We start from the raw sequence: 14,722 nt of genomic DNA on the forward strand, positions 1-14,722 counted from the left end.
GCCCTAGGACCCGAGCCGCGCGGCCTCCAGCACCTCGACGACGGACGAGGCCAGCGCGTCGGCTCCCGCGTGGTCGTCGGCGCTGATCGTCACCACAGCGTCATCGAGGAAGATCATCAGCTGCCCGTAGGCGCCGTGCAGCCGCCAGGCCCGTCCCGGTCCGCCCCACCCGGCGAGGGCGTAGCGGTCGTAGCCCGGGTTCACGCCGGCGACGACGCCGTCGCGGTGCATGGCGTCGATGTGCTCCGGCGACACGAGCCGCCGCCCCTCCCACGCGCCGCGGTCGCGGATCAGCCGCCCGATGCGCGCCATCTCCTCGGTGCGCAGCGCGAGACCGCCGCCCGCCTCGATGCGGCCGTGGGGGCAGCGGGTCCACCGCGCGCCGTGGATGCCGAGCGGCTCGAGCAGGCGGTCGTCGAGGTAGTGGCCCACGTCGCCGACGCGCGCGGCGAGGGCCGTCATGGCGGTGTAGGTGCTGGCATTGGAGTACTGGAAGACGCGCCCGCGGGAGGGTCGCCGCAGGAACTCCGCGGCGAGGTCGGGCCAGTCGGTCAGAAGCGTGGGCGACCAGGGCAGGTCGATCCCGCTCGACATCGACAGGAGGTGGCGCAGCGTTACCCGGTCGACGCCCGGCCCGAGCTCGTGATCGGGGAGGAGGTGCGCCACGGGCTCGTCGAGCGAGACCGCGCCGTCGTCGGCGGCGAGAGCCACGGCGAGCACGCACACGCCCTTCGCGACCGACTGGATGTCCTCTCGCACGTCCGGCGCCCAGCGGTGCTCGGCGGTCCCGTCGCCCGCGCGCACGTGGAGGCCGTGTGCGCGGAAGCCCGTGTCCTCGATGATCGCGACCAGGCTGTCCTTCACGGAGAGGGCGTCGGCTCCGGGGGCGCCGCTCATCGGGGACGACGCGAGCCGGTCGGGTCGTTCCTGCGACCCTCGCGCGCGGCGAGCTCGGGATCGGAGAACAGCCAGCGCGGGCGCGGCTCCACGAGCGGGCGGAACAGCCGTCGCACGGGCTTGGTGGCCAGCAGCAGCGCGAGGACCACCGAGAGCGCGGTCACGAGCGGCAGCCAGAACCAGGTCGGCTCGAGGTCGCGCAGCACACCGCTCTCCCTGAAGGGATAGAGCACGAACGAGTGCAGCAGGTAGACGTACATCGTGTACTGGCCGAAGGTCGTCCACCAGTACGAGCCGCGGGGGATCAGCGCGAAGAACGCCGCGCACAGGACGACGGCGAGCAGCATGAGGGCGACCCGGATCGCGCCGGCCCACCACTGCGTGCCGACCAGGTCGGAGTAGGAGGCCTCGTAGAACAGCCATTCGCGCAGGTCGGCGGCCTGCCACAGCGGAAGCCAGTTCCAGGCGGCCCACCCGGTCGCCGCGAAGACGCCGATCGCCGCCGCGCGGATCCACCAGGGGCGGAAGTCCAGCAGGCGCAGCCGGTTGACGACGTCGTGCTCGCGCAGCCACCAGCCGAGCGTGAAGAAGGGGAGGAGGCCCAGCGTGCGGGAGAGCGAGAAGGTGCTGTCGACGTTGGAGAGGTAGCCGGCGCCGATCGAGATCACGACGGTCCACAGCAGCGGCCAGCGCAGCAGCGCGAGGTAGGGGAGGACGAGGCGGAAGATCGCCAGCGCCAGGAGGAACCACAGTGTCCAGCTCGGTTTGGTGAAGTTCGGGGTGGCCTGACCTTCGACGAGCCACTTGGTGAGGGTCCACAGCGTCTCGAAGATCACGTAGGGCAGGACGATGTCGGTGATCACCCTGGCCATCTGCGTCTTGGTGGGCGAGCCCGACTTGGAGAAGTAGCCGGAGATGATCGCGAACGCCGGCATGTGGAACGCGTACAGCGCGAGGTAGAACGCGAACGCGATGTCGGAGTCGTAGATGAGCCGCTGGATCGCATGGCCGAGCACGACGAGGACGATGCACGCGTAGCGAGCGTTGTCCCAGAAGGGCACGCGCCGGCGCTTCCGCGGGACGGACCCGGTGGCGGGCCCCGTGATGTCGGCCCCGGTGGTGCTCATCCTCCGAGGCTACAGGCGCGGGAATAAAGTTGCCGTGCACGCGTTGACACGATTACATTCAAATGAATAGAACCGGGTGGCACGATCATCGGGTTCGGAGAACACGGAGCAATCATGAGCGAGCAGTCAGGCGCGCAGGCGATGCAGTTCGGCATCATGTCGGTCAGCGACATCACCCGCGACCCCACCACGGGCGTCACCCCCAGCGAGCAGGAGCGCATCAAGGCCACGCTGGCCATCGCCACCCACGCCGAGGAGGTGGGCCTCGACGTCTTCGCGATCGGCGAGCACCACAACCCGCCGTTCTGGTCCTCCAGCCTCACCACGTTCCTGGCGGCGCTGGCCGCGCAGACCGAGCGGCTGATTGTCTCGACGTCGACCACGCTCATCACCACGAACGACCCCGTGCGCATCGCCGAGGAGTACGCGATGCTGCAGCACGTGTCCGACGGCCGCATGGACCTGATGCTCGGGCGCGGCAACACCGGCCCGGTGTACCCGTGGTTCGGACAGGACATCCGTCAGGGCCTCCCGCTCGCGATCGAGAACTACGCCCTGCTGCACAAGCTGTGGCGCGAGGACGTCGTTGACTGGGAGGGCAAGTTCCGCACCCCGCTGCAGGGCTTCACGTCGACCCCGCGCCCGCTCGACGGCATCCCGCCGTTCGTCTGGCACGGATCGATCCGCACCCCGGAGATCGCGGAGCAGGCCGCCTACTACGGCGACGGGTTCTTCGCGAACAACATCTTCTGGCCGAAGGAGCACTACCAGCGCCTGATCGAGCTGTACCGCCAGCGCTTCGAGCACTACGGCCACGGCACGCGCGAGCAGGCCATCGTCGGGCTCGGCGGGCAGGTGTTCATGGCCGCGAAGTCGCAGGACGCCGTGAACCAGTTCCGGCCCTACTTCGACAACGCCCCCGTGTACGGCCACGGCCCGAGCATGGAGGACTTCACCGAGATGACGCCGCTGACGGTCGGTTCGCCGCAGCAGGTCATCGACCGGTACGCGGGCATGCGTGAGCACTTCGGTGACTACCAGCGCCAGCTCTTCCTGATCGACCACGCCGGCCTTCCGCTGAAGACGGTGCTCGAGCAGCTCGACATCCTCGGCTCCGAGGTCGTGCCGGTGCTGCGCAAGGAGCTCGCGAAGGACCGTCCGGCCGGCGTGCCCGACGCCCCGACGCACGCGGCGCGCGTGAAGGCCGAGTTCGGCGACGGCCCCACGCGTCAGGCGCGACCCGGCGCCAACCGGGGCGACAACCTCACGGGCGACTCGCCCTACCAGGACACCCCGGCACCCGCGGGTGCCGCGTTCGGACTCGGCCGGAAGGAGGCCTGACATGACCACGCGTCGCATCGCCGTCGTCTCGGCCGGCCTGTCGAACCCCTCGTCCACGCGGATGCTGGCCGACCGGCTCGCCGCCGAGACCGTCAAGGCGCTCGCCGAGCGCGACATCCAGGCCGCGGTCGACGTGATCGAGCTGCGTGACTACGCGCACGACATCACCAACAACCTGCTGACGGGCTTCGCGCCGCCCGCCCTGGAGACCGCGATCAACACGGTCGTCTCGGCGGACGCGCTGATCGCCGTGACGCCCATCTTCTCGACCAGCTACTCCGGCCTGTTCAAGTCGTTCATCGACGTGCTCGACCCGGACGCGCTGACCGGGAAGCCCGTGCTGATCGGCGCCAACGCGGGCACCCCGCGGCACTCGCTCGCAATCGACTACGCGATCCGCCCGCTATTCGCCTACCTGCATGCGGAGGCCGTGTCGACCGGCGTGTTCGCGGCGTCCAGCGACTGGGGCGGCGCGGGCGACGACGTGGCCCCGCTCGCCAAGCGCGTCGAGAAGGGTGCCAGGGAGCTGGCCGAGGCGGTCGCCCGCCGCGAAGCCGCCACGGTCGTCGACCCGTACGACCCGGCGACCTATCTCGGTGAGGGTCGATCGTTCGGACACATGCTCGGCGGTCTCGCCGGCGAGTGACCCCGCGCCGACGTCCGCGCCCCGTCCCCGTGGAGACACGGGGACGGGGCGCGCGTCACCGCCCAGCCGGTCCCCGCCGCCAGGTGTACTCGGTCTCGGGTCGACCGCGCGTCCCGTAGCGGGCACCGCGCACCGCCACGCCGTCGACGACCAGGTGCTCGAGGTAGCGGCGCACGGCCACGCGTGACAGTCCGAGGCGCTCGGCGGCCTCGCGCGCGGAGAGCGGTCCGCGGGCGCGCAGCTCCGCCGTCACGCGCTCCAGCGAGGTCGCCGACAGGCCCTTCGGCAGGACGATGGCTCCGGTCGACCGACTCAGCAGCGCGTCGATCTCCGCCTGCGTCGCCGGGCCCGTCGTCCCGTGCGCCTGGGCACGATACGCCCGGTACTGCTCCAGCCGCTCCCGGAACACCGCAAACGCGAACGGCTTCACGAGGTAGTGGAAGACGCCGAGTGCCGCCATCTGCCGCACCGTCTCCGCGTCGCGCACGCCGGTGATCGCGATCACGTCCAGCGCCGCACCGCTCGCGCGGAGCGCGCGCAGCACCTCCAGTCCGGATCCGTCCGGCATCGTCACGTCGAGCAGCATCAGATCGAACGCGCCAGCGCCGGGTCGTTCCCGCACGGCCGTGAGAGCCGCGCGCGCTCCCGTGCACTCACCGGCCACCGCGAAGCCGTCCAGCCGCGCGAGGTAGGTGCGATGCAGCTCGAGGGTCAGCGGGTCGTCGTCGACCAGGAGGACGCGGATCACGACCTGCTCCCGCGTGACGATGCCGACGGCAGGGTCACCCGGAACGCCGTCGGCGGGCCCGCCACGGTCACGTCCCCGCCGGCCTCCCTCACGACGGAGCGGACGAGGGCCAGCCCGATGCCGCGCCCGTGCGGCCCCGCGGGCTTCGTCGTGTACCCCTGGGCGAAGATCCGCTCCCGCTGATCGACCGGGATCCCCGGGCCGCTGTCCGCCACCTCCAGCACGATGCCGCCATGATCGCCGCGCCGCAGCGACACCCGCACCCAGCGGTCTGCGGATTCCGCCGCGGCATCCATCGCGTTGTCGACCAGATTCCCGAGCACAGCCACCGCGTCGACGGGCGCCAGCGGGGTGCGCGGGGTGTCCGGGGCGATGTCCATCCGCCAGTCGATGCCGCGCTCGCGCGCCTGCGCGGCCTTGCCCAGCATCAGTGCGCCCACCGCGGGGTCGCCGTGCTGCCGCGCCGTGACCTGGTCCACGAGGGACTGGCTCTGCCGGGACGTCTGCGTGAGGATCTCGATCGCCTCGTCGCGGCGGTCGAGTTCGAGCAGCGCCACCGCCGCGTGCATGCGGTTGCCGTGCTCGTGCGTCTGCGCCCGCAGCGCTTCGCCGAGGGTGCGGACCGACTCATAGGAGGAGACCGCGTCGCGCAGCTCCCCGGGCGGCAGGTCGCCCGCGAACCGCCGCGTCACCCGACGGGCGAGCAGGGCACCGCCCACCCCGAGCAGCACCAGTCCCGCCGTGATGGCGAGCGACAGCGGCAACCGCCGCACCAGGGTCTCGGAGATGGTCTCGGTCGTCACCCCCGTGGCGACCCAGCCCACCAGGGTGCCGTCATCATCGACAACAGGGACGATCGTCCGCACGGACGGACCGAGCGTGCCGCGGAACTCCTCGGTGAGCACGCGCGGAGTCGACGGGACCGTCCCGAGGTACGGCGCGCCGATCTGAGTCGGATCGGGATGGGTGAGGCGCAGACCCTCCGGCGTCATGATCGTGACGAAGTCCAACCCCGCCCTGTCGATGACCTCCAGCGCGTACGGTTCGAGCGACGCGCTCGCGCTCGCCGTATCGCCGCGGGTGAGCAGTGCGACCACGTCCGGTGCGGAGGCGAGGGCGGCGGCTGTGGCGGCGGTGAGCCGTTCGGCCTCGGAGCGGACGGCGCGCTGCGCCTCCACCACGAGGAACAGCGCGACGAGCGCGCCGACGACCACGGCGGTCACCACGAGCGCCGCGAATACCCGCGACGCGGCGCTGCGGCCTGGGGAGGCGTGCGCCATCCCGTTCCTCCGATCGTCGACGGGTCCGGCAGGGACCAATACGACCACAAATGGCGTCGTCGTGCGAGCGCGGAGACCGTGGAAGGGGTCGGGGGCACAGAGGCCACCGGCTCGGACGACGACGTCGACACGAGGAGGACGCATGGCGCTCACGACGGGATTCTCCCTTCCCCGGTTCCACTGGCGGCGAGGCAAGCAGGCCTGGGACCGCCACACCTGGCTGTACGTCTCGGTGATCATCGCGGTGGTGCTCGGCGCGGTCGTCGGGCTGGTCTGGCCGGAGGTCGGACGCGGGTTCGAGCCGCTGGGCACGGGATTCGTCGCGCTGATCAAGATGATGATCGCGCCGATCATCTTCTGCACGATCGTGGTCGGTGTCGGTTCGATCGCGAAGGCGGCGACGGTCGGGAAGATCGGCGGTCTCGCGCTGCTCTACTTCATGGTCATGTCGACCTTCGCGCTCGCGATCGGCCTGATCGTGGGGAACATCATCCACCCCGGCTCCGGGCTCGACATGGCGAACGCCAGCTATCAGACGGAGACCACGGAGGCCACGACGACGCAGGAGTTCCTGCTCGGGATCATCCCCGCGACGTTCTTCTCCGCCTTCACGGGCGAGAGCGTGCTGCAGGTCCTCTTCATCGCCCTGCTCACCGGGTTCGCGCTGCAGGGGCTGGGTGAGCGCGGAGCCCCGATCATGGAGGCGGTCAAGCAGCTGCAGAAGCTCGTGTTCCGGATCCTCGGCATGATCCTGTGGCTGGCCCCCATCGGCGCCTTCGGGGCGATCGCGGCCGTCGTGGGCAAGACGGGGGTGGCCGCGATCTGGAGCCTCGGGATCCTGATGGTGGCGTTCTACATCACCTGCATCGTCTTCATCCTCGTGGTGCTGGGGACGCTCCTGTGGGCGGTCACCAGGGTCAACATCCTGTCGCTCATGAAGTACCTGGCCAGGGAGTACCTGCTGATCGTCGGCACGTCGTCGTCGGAGTCCGCGCTGCCGCGCCTGATCGCGAAGATGGAGCACATCGGGGTCTCCAAGCCCGTCGTCGGCATCACCGTGCCCACCGGCTACTCGTTCAACCTCGACGGCACCGCGATCTATCTCACGATGGCGTCGCTGTTCATCGCGACCGGGATGGGCCAGCCCATGTCGATCGGGGAGCAGATCGGCCTGCTGGTGTTCATGATCATCGCGAGCAAGGGGGCGGCGGGCGTCACGGGAGCGGGCCTGGCGACGCTGGCCGGCGGGCTGCAGGCGTACCGGCCCGACCTCGTCGACGGCGTCGGCGTCATCGTCGGCATCGACCGGTTCATGTCCGAGGGGCGGGCGCTGACGAACTTCACCGGCAACGCGGTCGCCACGCTGCTGATCGGCACCTGGACCAGGCAGATCGACCGCGACCGCGTACGCCGGGTCCTGAGCGGCGAGCTGCCGTTCGACGAATCACGACTCGACGGGGTGGACGCCCACGCGGCGCCGCACCCGCAGGCCACCGACGTCCAGGGACTGCACGAGGCCGCCGTCACCGAGATGTCCGCGAAGGAGGAGCGCGCGCGCAACCGGGCCCTCGGCGGATGACACGGGCGGGACAGGGATGCGGGAGCCGGTGATCACCGGCTCCCGCATCACCGCGGTCAACCGCTCTTGCGTCGGAACTCGCGTCGCGTCTGCGGGGCGTTGGCGGCGTGGACGGCGGAGTCGCCGTCGAGGTGGGCCTCGCCCTGCCGGTGGTGCGCGTTCTTCTTCTCGAGCGCTTCCTTGAACTTGCGCTTCATGTCCTCCGAGGAGGAGGCGCCTTCTTCGGTGCTCATGCCCCCGAGCCTAGGGCACCGTCGTCGCGCGCGGGGAGTCGGCCGCGGCGTCGCGCGGCGACCCGGTCCACAGCGAGTCCGAGCGCCACGGCCACGACGATCGACACCGGCACCGCGACCAGCGGCCCGCCGGGGAGCACCGCGGCGATCAGGGCGCCGACCGCGGCCTGGTACACCGCCCACCCGGTCGCCGCGACGACCACCAGGGGGAAGTAGCGCAGGGGTCGCACATGCGAGGCTCCGGCGACGAGGTTCACCGCGAGCCGCGCGAAGGGCACGAAGCGCGCCGTGAACAGCACCGTGGCCGCGCCGCGGTCGAGGCGCCGTCTCGCGCCGTCCAGCGCCTGCCGCACGCGCGGCGCGCGCATCCACCGCCATCGCCGGGTCCCGACGAGCCGTCCGATCAGGTAGCAGCAGGCGTCACCGACGGCGGCGGCCGCGGCGGCGCACAGAACCACGGCCCAGAGCGGAGGACTGCCCGTCGTGACGGCCAGTGCGCCGAGTGCCGTCACCGCGATCTCGCCGGGGATCACGACGACGAACGCGTCACCCAGTACGAGCAGGCTCATGACCACGAGGCTCCACGGGCTCGCGAGCGCGTCGGCGAACAGATCGGTCGGCACGACGCCCAGCGTGCACGGCGCGGGTGAACGGCAACCGACGGGAAGCTGGCCGGTGACCCCCGGTCCAGCATCCGGTGAACATCTGGTGCACCGGGCCGTTTCCGGGCGGTGGCCGCTCGAGCCGCGGCCATCCTGTGGGTGTGAGAGTCGCGATCGTCACCGAGTCCTTCCTTCCGCACATGAACGGCGTGACCGGATCCGTGATGCAGATCCTCCGCCATCTCGAGCGCCGTGGACACGAGGCGCAGGTCATCGCGCCGGCGGCGGAGGGCATGCCGCGCGAGCTCCACGGCGCGCGGATCACGGCGGTGCCGAGCATGCCCCTTCCCGGCTACCGCGACGTGCGGGTGGGCGCGTCCGCTCCCGCGCGGATCATCGCGAGCTGGGCCGACTTCCGACCGGACGTGGTGCACCTGGCGTCGCCGTTCGCCCTCGGGTGGCGGGGCGTGCTCGCGGCGGAGCGGCAGGGAGTCGCCGCGGTGGCCGCGTACCAGACCGATGTCGTGTCCTACGCCGAGCGCTACCGCGTGGCCGCGACAGCGGGGATCGCGCAGGCACACGTCACCCGGCTCCACCGGCGGGCCACCCTGACGCTGGCTCCGTCTGCCGAGTCCGCCCGACAGCTCGCTCAGCTCGGCGTCGACCGCCTCCGCCGCTGGGGGAGAGGCGTGGACGCGGAGCGGTTCCATCCGACGCGCCGCGACCCCGCTCTGCGTGCACGGTGGGGTGAGCAGACCGTGATCGGCTATGTCGGGCGTCTGGCCCCGGAGAAGCAGGTGGAAGACCTGGCCGTGCTCGCCGGGATCCCCGGTACGCGTCTCGTCGTGGTCGGCGACGGCCCGAGCCGTGGGCGCCTGCAGCACCTGCTCCCTGACGCCCTGTTCCTGGGCCACCTCGACGGCGACGCGCTCGCCGCGGCCCTGGCGTCGTTCGACGTGTTCGTGCACCCGGGGGAGAGCGAGACCTTCGGGCAGACTCTGCAGGAGGCGCACGCGAGCGGCGTCCCCGTGGTCGCGACGGGGCGCGGGGGACCGCTCGACCTCGTACGCAGCGGAGTCGACGGCTGGCTCTACCCTCCCGGTGACCTGCGGGAGCTGCGCCGGCGCGTGGGCGAGCTCGCGGCCGATGCGCACACGCGGCGCGCGTTCGGCCGCGCCGGTCACGAGAGCGTCCAGGCGCGCAGCTGGGCGGCCGTCGGGGATCAGCTCCTCGGGCACTTCGCGGAGGCCGAGGAGCTGCACAGGACGGACGCGGCGGCGCGAGCCCGTCGGCTCGTGAGGCCCGAGCCCACGCCACCCGTGCCGCCGGCGCGCTGGCGCAGATACGTCGCGCTGGGCGACTCGCTGACGGAGGGCCTGTGCGACCCGGGCGCGGATGGGGCGCTGCGGGGCTGGGCCGACCGACTGGCGCTGCTGCTCGCAGCGCGGGGCGGGTTGCACTACGCCAACCTCGCCATCCGGTCGAAGCGCGTGCAGGACGTGTGCGGGGAGCAGCTCGAGCGCGCGCTGGAGCTCCGACCCGACCTGGTCTCGATCCTCGTGGGCGCGAACGACCTGGTGAAGTACCGTGCCCCCGTGCCGACGCTCGCGGCACAGGTCGAGGGCGCGATCGTGCGACTGCGCGCCGGCGGCGCCGAGGTCGTGCTGGTGACGCCCTTCCTCCCCGGACGACGCGCGGCAGCCCTGTACGCGCGACGCTTCGCAGCTTTCGCGACCGCGCTCGCCGGGGTGGCCGCGCGGACCGGCGCCATCCTGATCGACACCGACCTGCATCCCGCGCTCGCGGAGCGACCGCACTGGGGGGAGGATCTCGTGCACCTCAGCAGTCGCGGGCACCGGTTCCTCGCCTATCGCGTCGGCGAGGTGCTCGGGGTGCCCCACGCCGAGGCCCTCGGCGCGCTCGACGCCGTGCTGCACGAGCACGAGTCGATCGGAGCCGGTGCGTGGTGGCGGCGGTACGCGCTGCCGTGGGTGTGGCGTCGCCTGCACGGGAGGGCCGCGGGTGACGGCCGCCGCGCCAAGCACGACGACTACGTCTACCTCGGTCGCTCGTCCGTCGAGCGCGGCGCGCCGGTGGGCTGAGCGCGGGGGTGGCGCTCAGCGACGACCCATGCCGCGGTACGTCCAACCGGCCGCACACCACGCCGCGGCGTCGAGGCAGTTGCGGCCGTCGACCACGACTCGTCCGCGCACGAGCGACCCCGCATGTGCGGGGGAGAGCGCCCGCCGGTACTCGTCCCACTCCGTCACGACCACCACGGCGTCGGCCCCGCGGAGGGCCTCGTCCCGGTCGCTCGTGTATCCCAGCTGCGGGTGCAGGGCCCTGGCGTTGTCGATCGCCGCGGGGTCGGTGACCACGACGTCGGCGCCGAGGCCGCGCAGGCGCACGGCGACATCGAGCGCAGGGGAGTCGCGCACGTCGTCGCTGAAGGGTTTGAACGCGGCACCGAGCACCGCGATCCGGCGGCCGAACACCCGTCCGGCGAGGGCGTCGACCACGAGCTGCACCGCGCGGTCTCTGCGGCGGAGGTTGATCGCGTCCACCTCGTGCAGGAAGCCCACGGCCTCGCGCCGACCGAGCTCCTCCGCGCGCGCCGCGAACGCCCGGATGTCCTTGGGCAGGCAGCCGCCGCCGAATCCGATGCCGGAGCCGAGGTAGCGCGGCCCGATGCGCGTGTCGTGGCCGAGCGCCTCCGCGAGCAGGGCGATGTCGGCGTCCGCGGCCTCGGCGATCTCGGCCATGGCATTGATGAACGAGATCTTGGTGGCGAGGAAGGCGTTGGCCGCGCCCTTCACCAGCTCGGCGGTGGCGAGGTCGGTCGCGAGGAAGGGGGTTCCCGCCTCGATCGCGGCACGGTACACGTCGCGCAGGACCGCGACGGCGCGCTCGCCGGCTGCCCCGCTGTCCGCCCCCACCACGATCCGATCGGGGGTCAGGGTGTCGTGCACGGCCCAGCCCTCCCGGAGGAACTCGGGGTTCCACGCCAGCGTCGCTCCGCGGTCGTGCACGAGTCCGGCGAGACGCGCGGCGGTGCCGACGGGAACCGTGGACTTGCCCGCCACCACGTCGCCGGGGCGCAAATGGGGGAGCAGCGCGTCGACGGCGGCGTCCACGAAGCGCAGGTCGGCGGCCGGGCCGTGCGGCTGCTGCGGCGTGCCGACGGCGAGGAAGTGCACGGTCGCGCCTGCCGCGTCCTCGATGCGGGTGCCGAAGCGGAGGCGCCCTGTCGCCCGACCCGACGCGAGGAGGTCGTCCAACTGCGGCTCGAAGAACGGGGCCTGCCCGCGGGAGAGCGCAGCCACGCGGCCCTCGTCGACGTCGACGCCGATCACCTCGTGTCCGAGGGATGCCATGGCCGCGGCGTGCACGGCCCCGAGGTACCCGCATCCGATCACTGACATGCGCATGGCCCCAGCAGAGCCGACGCCCTGGACGCACGGTCGACGGGAGGGTGAACACACCATGACCGGCGGGTGTCGACACTTTCGACGGCGAGAGCACGCGGGATCCGAGGACGTCGCTGGTAGGGTGGATCCGGTTGACTGCGGTCGACTGTACAACTTCACATCGACTCATGGAGCGATCGGCGGAGAAGCTGGTCCCCTGTGGTGGGTTCCTCGGCGTGGTCGTCGGGTGGCTTTCTACTGGTGGCCAGCGCAGGCGAGACTCGGGGAATCCCCGCGCGCCCGAACCCCACCGCATCCGCTCCTTCATGAACACCTCGCGCGTCACACGGGCCCGCGAGGCTAAACAAAGAAGGAGAGACCTCTTGGAAGGTCCTGAAATCACCGCCACCGAGGCCGTTCTCGACAACGGCCGCTTCGGCACCCGCACCATCCGCTTCGAGACCGGCCGCCTCGCGCAGCAGGCTCAGGGCGCTGTCGCCGCCTACCTCGACGGCGAGACCATGCTCCTCTCGGCCACCAGCGCGGGCAAGCACCCGCGCGAGGGCTTCGACTTCTTCCCGCTGACGGTCGACGTCGAGGAGCGGTCCTACGCCGCCGGCAAGATCCCCGGCTCGTTCTTCCGTCGTGAGGGTCGTCCCTCCACGGAGGCGATCCTGGTCTGCCGTCTGATCGACCGTCCGCTGCGTCCGTCGTTCGTCGACGGCCTGCGCAACGAGGTCCAGATCGTCATCACGGTCCTCTCGATCGCGCCGGGCGAGTTCTACGACGCGCTGGCGATCAACGCCGCGTCCGCGTCGACCCAGATCTCGGGCCTGCCGTTCTCCGGCCCCGTCGCCGGTGTGCGCCTCGCGTTCATCCCCGGCCACGGCGAGCACGCCGACCAGTGGGTCGCGTTCCCGACGGCCGAGCAGGTGTCGGAGGCCGTGTTCGACCTGATCGTTGCCGGTCGCGTGGTCACCAAGGCCGACGGCTCCGAAGACGTCGCGATCATGATGGTCGAGGCCGAGGCGACCGAGGGCAGCTGGAACCTGATCAAGGCGGGCGCCACCAAGCCCGACGAGAGCGTCGTGGCCCAGGGCCTCGAGGCCTCGAAGCCGTTCATCGCCCAGCTCGTGAAGGCACAGGCCGAGCTCGCCGCCACGGCGTCGAAGGAGCCGGGCGTCTACCCGGTCTTCCCGGCCTACAGCGATGAGGTCTACGACTTCGTGTCCGAGCGCGCGTTCGCCGAGCTGAGCGACGTCTACCAGATCGCCGACAAGACCGAGCGCCAGAACGCCGACGACGCCATCAAGGAGCGCGTCAAGGCCGAGCTCATCGAGGCCACCGAGGCGGGCTCGCTCCCGGCCGCGGCCCCGCTGGAGTTCTCCGCCGCGTACAAGTCGGTCACGAAGAAGATCGTCCGCGGGCGCATCCTCACCGAGGGCACCCGCATCGACGGCCGCGGGCTGGCGGACATCCGCCCGCTCGACGCCGAGGTGCAGGTCATCCCGCGCGTGCACGGCTCCGCGATCTTCCAGCGCGGCGAGACCCAGATCATGGGTGTCACCACGCTGAACATGCTCAAGATGGAGCAGCAGATCGACTCGCTGTCGCCCACGACCAGCAAGCGCTACATGCACCACTACAACTTCCCGCCCTACTCGACCGGTGAGACCGGCCGCGTGGGTTCGCCGAAGCGTCGCGAGATCGGGCACGGCTTCCTCGCCGAGCGCGCCCTCGTGCCGGTGCTGCCGAGCCGCGAGGAGTTCCCGTACGCGATCCGTCAGGTGTCCGAGGCGCTGAGCTCCAACGGCTCGACCTCGATGGGCTCCGTGTGCGCCTCGACCCTCTCGCTGCTGAACGCGGGTGTGCCGCTGCGCGCTCCCGTCGCCGGCATCGCGATGGGCCTGGTCTCCGACGAGGTGAACGGGGAGACCCGTTACGCCGCGCTGACCGACATCCTGGGGGCGGAGGACGCGCTCGGCGACATGGACTTCAAGGTCGCCGGTACGAGCGAGTTCGTCACCGCCATCCAGCTCGACACGAAGCTCGACGGCATCCCGTCGTCGGTGCTCGCCGGCGCGCTGACCCAGGCCAAGGACGCCCGTCTGACGATCCTCAACGTCCTGAACGCCGCGATCGACGCTCCCGACGAGATGGCGCCCACCGCGCCGCGCGTCATCAGCGTGCAGATCCCGGTCGACAAGATCGGTGAGCTGATCGGCCCGAAGGGTAAGACGATCAACGCGATCCAGGATGAGACCGGTGCGCAGATCTCCATCGAGGAGGACGGCACCGTCTACATCGGCGCGACCGACGGCCCCTCGGCCGAGGCCGCCCGTGCCCAGGTGAACGCGATCGCCAACCCCACCAACCCGGAGGTCGGCGAGCAGTTCCTCGGCACCGTCGTGAAGATCGCCACGTTCGGCGCCTTCATCTCGCTGCTGCCCGGCAAGGACGGCCTGCTGCACGTCACCGAGGTGCGCAAGCTCGCCGGTGGCAAGCGCGTGGAGAACGTCGAAGACGTCCTCTCGGTCGGTCAGAAGATCCTCGTCAAGATCACGAAGATCGACGACCGCGGCAAGCTCTCGCTGGAGCCCGTGCTCGACGACGCCCCGGCCGCTGAGCAGGCGCCGTCGGACGAGGCCGCGGCGGAGTAACTCCGCCCGTTCGTCTGGAGCCCGGCTCTCTCCGCGAGGAGGGGGCCGGGCTTCGTCGTCGGCGATGTGATCAAAACGTTATCGGAAGTTTCCGCGCCGTTCCCCGGATTGGTCGGGACGTCGGCTGCGGTCGCATACCCTCGAAGTACGCACCGGGGGGTGCTAGTCAGGCAGCGAGGCAGGTCGGCACGCACCGATCGAT

The 14,722-nt window shown here is 71.3% G+C and carries 12 protein-coding genes; 5 read left to right on the forward strand and 7 right to left on the reverse strand.

What is annotated here, in order from left to right; all coding sequences use genetic code 11:
• Window positions 1–3 precede the first annotated feature (3 nt).
• Window positions 4–897: a serine hydrolase domain-containing protein gene (locus ACWH95_RS12525; protein ID WP_454120747.1), complete on the reverse strand. Its 894-nt coding sequence runs from the start codon at window positions 895–897 to the stop codon at window positions 4–6.
• Window positions 894–2,024 (reverse strand): acyltransferase family protein, encoded by a 1,131-nt coding sequence (locus ACWH95_RS12530; protein ID WP_454120748.1) that lies wholly within the window; start codon window positions 2,022–2,024, stop codon window positions 894–896. Before ACWH95_RS12530 ends, ACWH95_RS12525 begins: the two co-directional genes overlap by 4 nt.
• 114 nt (window positions 2,025–2,138) lie before the next feature.
• Between ACWH95_RS12530 and ACWH95_RS12535 the strand changes: the two genes are divergently transcribed.
• Together ACWH95_RS12535 and ACWH95_RS12540 are read left to right on the forward strand one after the other, a co-directional pair.
• Window positions 2,139–3,365 carry an LLM class flavin-dependent oxidoreductase gene (locus ACWH95_RS12535; RefSeq protein WP_454120749.1) on the forward strand — a complete coding sequence of 409 codons (1,227 nt, stop codon included), beginning with the start codon at window positions 2,139–2,141 and terminating at the stop codon, window positions 3,363–3,365.
• A gap of 1 nt (window position 3,366) precedes the next feature.
• Complete coding sequence (locus ACWH95_RS12540) at window positions 3,367–4,011, forward strand: FMN reductase (protein ID WP_454120750.1); 645 nt, start codon at window positions 3,367–3,369, stop codon at window positions 4,009–4,011.
• Between the two features lie 55 nt (window positions 4,012–4,066).
• Here the strand turns inward: ACWH95_RS12540 and ACWH95_RS12545 are convergent, their stop codons facing one another.
• The gene (locus tag ACWH95_RS12545; protein ID WP_136035052.1) at window positions 4,067–4,759 is read right to left on the reverse strand and encodes a response regulator; all 693 of its coding nucleotides are present in this window, start codon (window positions 4,757–4,759) and stop codon (window positions 4,067–4,069) included.
• Window positions 4,756–6,039, reverse strand: coding sequence for an ATP-binding protein (locus ACWH95_RS12550; RefSeq protein ID WP_454120751.1), 1,284 nt, complete (start codon window positions 6,037–6,039; stop codon window positions 4,756–4,758). Before ACWH95_RS12550 ends, ACWH95_RS12545 begins: the two co-directional genes overlap by 4 nt.
• A gap of 142 nt (window positions 6,040–6,181) precedes the next feature.
• Here ACWH95_RS12550 and ACWH95_RS12555 point away from each other — a divergent pair, with 142 nt between their 5' ends.
• Window positions 6,182–7,618, forward strand: a complete 1,437-nt coding sequence (locus tag ACWH95_RS12555) for a cation:dicarboxylate symporter family transporter (protein ID WP_136035048.1) — start codon at window positions 6,182–6,184, stop codon at window positions 7,616–7,618.
• Window positions 7,619–7,674: 56 nt separating this feature from the next.
• On the opposite strand, the gene ACWH95_RS12560 is transcribed toward ACWH95_RS12555, so the two are convergent.
• The gene (locus tag ACWH95_RS12560; RefSeq protein WP_168387276.1) at window positions 7,675–7,851 is read right to left on the reverse strand and encodes a DUF5302 domain-containing protein; all 177 of its coding nucleotides are present in this window, start codon (window positions 7,849–7,851) and stop codon (window positions 7,675–7,677) included.
• Window positions 7,848–8,474, reverse strand: a complete 627-nt coding sequence (locus tag ACWH95_RS12565) for a VTT domain-containing protein (protein WP_206251376.1) — start codon at window positions 8,472–8,474, stop codon at window positions 7,848–7,850. Before ACWH95_RS12565 ends, ACWH95_RS12560 begins: the two co-directional genes overlap by 4 nt.
• 140 nt (window positions 8,475–8,614) lie before the next feature.
• Here ACWH95_RS12565 and ACWH95_RS12570 point away from each other — a divergent pair, with 140 nt between their 5' ends.
• Entirely contained in the window at window positions 8,615–10,555 is a 1,941-nt protein-coding gene (locus ACWH95_RS12570; RefSeq protein WP_454120752.1) for a GDSL-type esterase/lipase family protein, read from the forward strand.
• Between the two features lie 15 nt (window positions 10,556–10,570).
• On the opposite strand, the gene ACWH95_RS12575 is transcribed toward ACWH95_RS12570, so the two are convergent.
• On the reverse strand, window positions 10,571–11,881 hold the full coding sequence (locus ACWH95_RS12575) for a UDP-glucose dehydrogenase family protein (protein WP_454120753.1): 1,311 nt from the start codon (window positions 11,879–11,881) through the stop codon (window positions 10,571–10,573).
• A gap of 362 nt (window positions 11,882–12,243) precedes the next feature.
• Between ACWH95_RS12575 and ACWH95_RS12580 the strand changes: the two genes are divergently transcribed.
• Window positions 12,244–14,520: a polyribonucleotide nucleotidyltransferase gene (locus ACWH95_RS12580; RefSeq protein WP_136036712.1), complete on the forward strand. Its 2,277-nt coding sequence runs from the start codon at window positions 12,244–12,246 to the stop codon at window positions 14,518–14,520.
• Window positions 14,521–14,722: the final 202 nt, after the last annotated feature.

Source organism: Microbacterium sp. NPDC055502 (genome assembly GCF_053643635.1).

What these genes read in the sequence shown, in the direction of transcription:
- ACWH95_RS12525 (WP_454120747.1), bottom strand. Translation starts at nt 897, where the DNA reads ATGAGCGGCGCCCCCGGAGCCGACGCCCTCTCCGTGAAGGACAGCCTG.
- ACWH95_RS12530 (WP_454120748.1), bottom strand. Translation starts at nt 2,024, where the DNA reads ATGAGCACCACCGGGGCCGACATCACGGGGCCCGCCACCGGGTCCGTC.
- ACWH95_RS12535 (WP_454120749.1), top strand. Translation starts at nt 2,139, where the DNA reads ATGAGCGAGCAGTCAGGCGCGCAGGCGATGCAGTTCGGCATCATGTCG.
- ACWH95_RS12540 (WP_454120750.1), top strand. Translation starts at nt 3,367, where the DNA reads ATGACCACGCGTCGCATCGCCGTCGTCTCGGCCGGCCTGTCGAACCCC.
- ACWH95_RS12550 (WP_454120751.1), bottom strand. Translation starts at nt 6,039, where the DNA reads ATGGCGCACGCCTCCCCAGGCCGCAGCGCCGCGTCGCGGGTATTCGCG.
- ACWH95_RS12555 (WP_136035048.1), top strand. Translation starts at nt 6,182, where the DNA reads ATGGCGCTCACGACGGGATTCTCCCTTCCCCGGTTCCACTGGCGGCGA.
- ACWH95_RS12560 (WP_168387276.1), bottom strand. Translation starts at nt 7,851, where the DNA reads ATGAGCACCGAAGAAGGCGCCTCCTCCTCGGAGGACATGAAGCGCAAG.
- ACWH95_RS12575 (WP_454120753.1), bottom strand. Translation starts at nt 11,881, where the DNA reads ATGCGCATGTCAGTGATCGGATGCGGGTACCTCGGGGCCGTGCACGCC.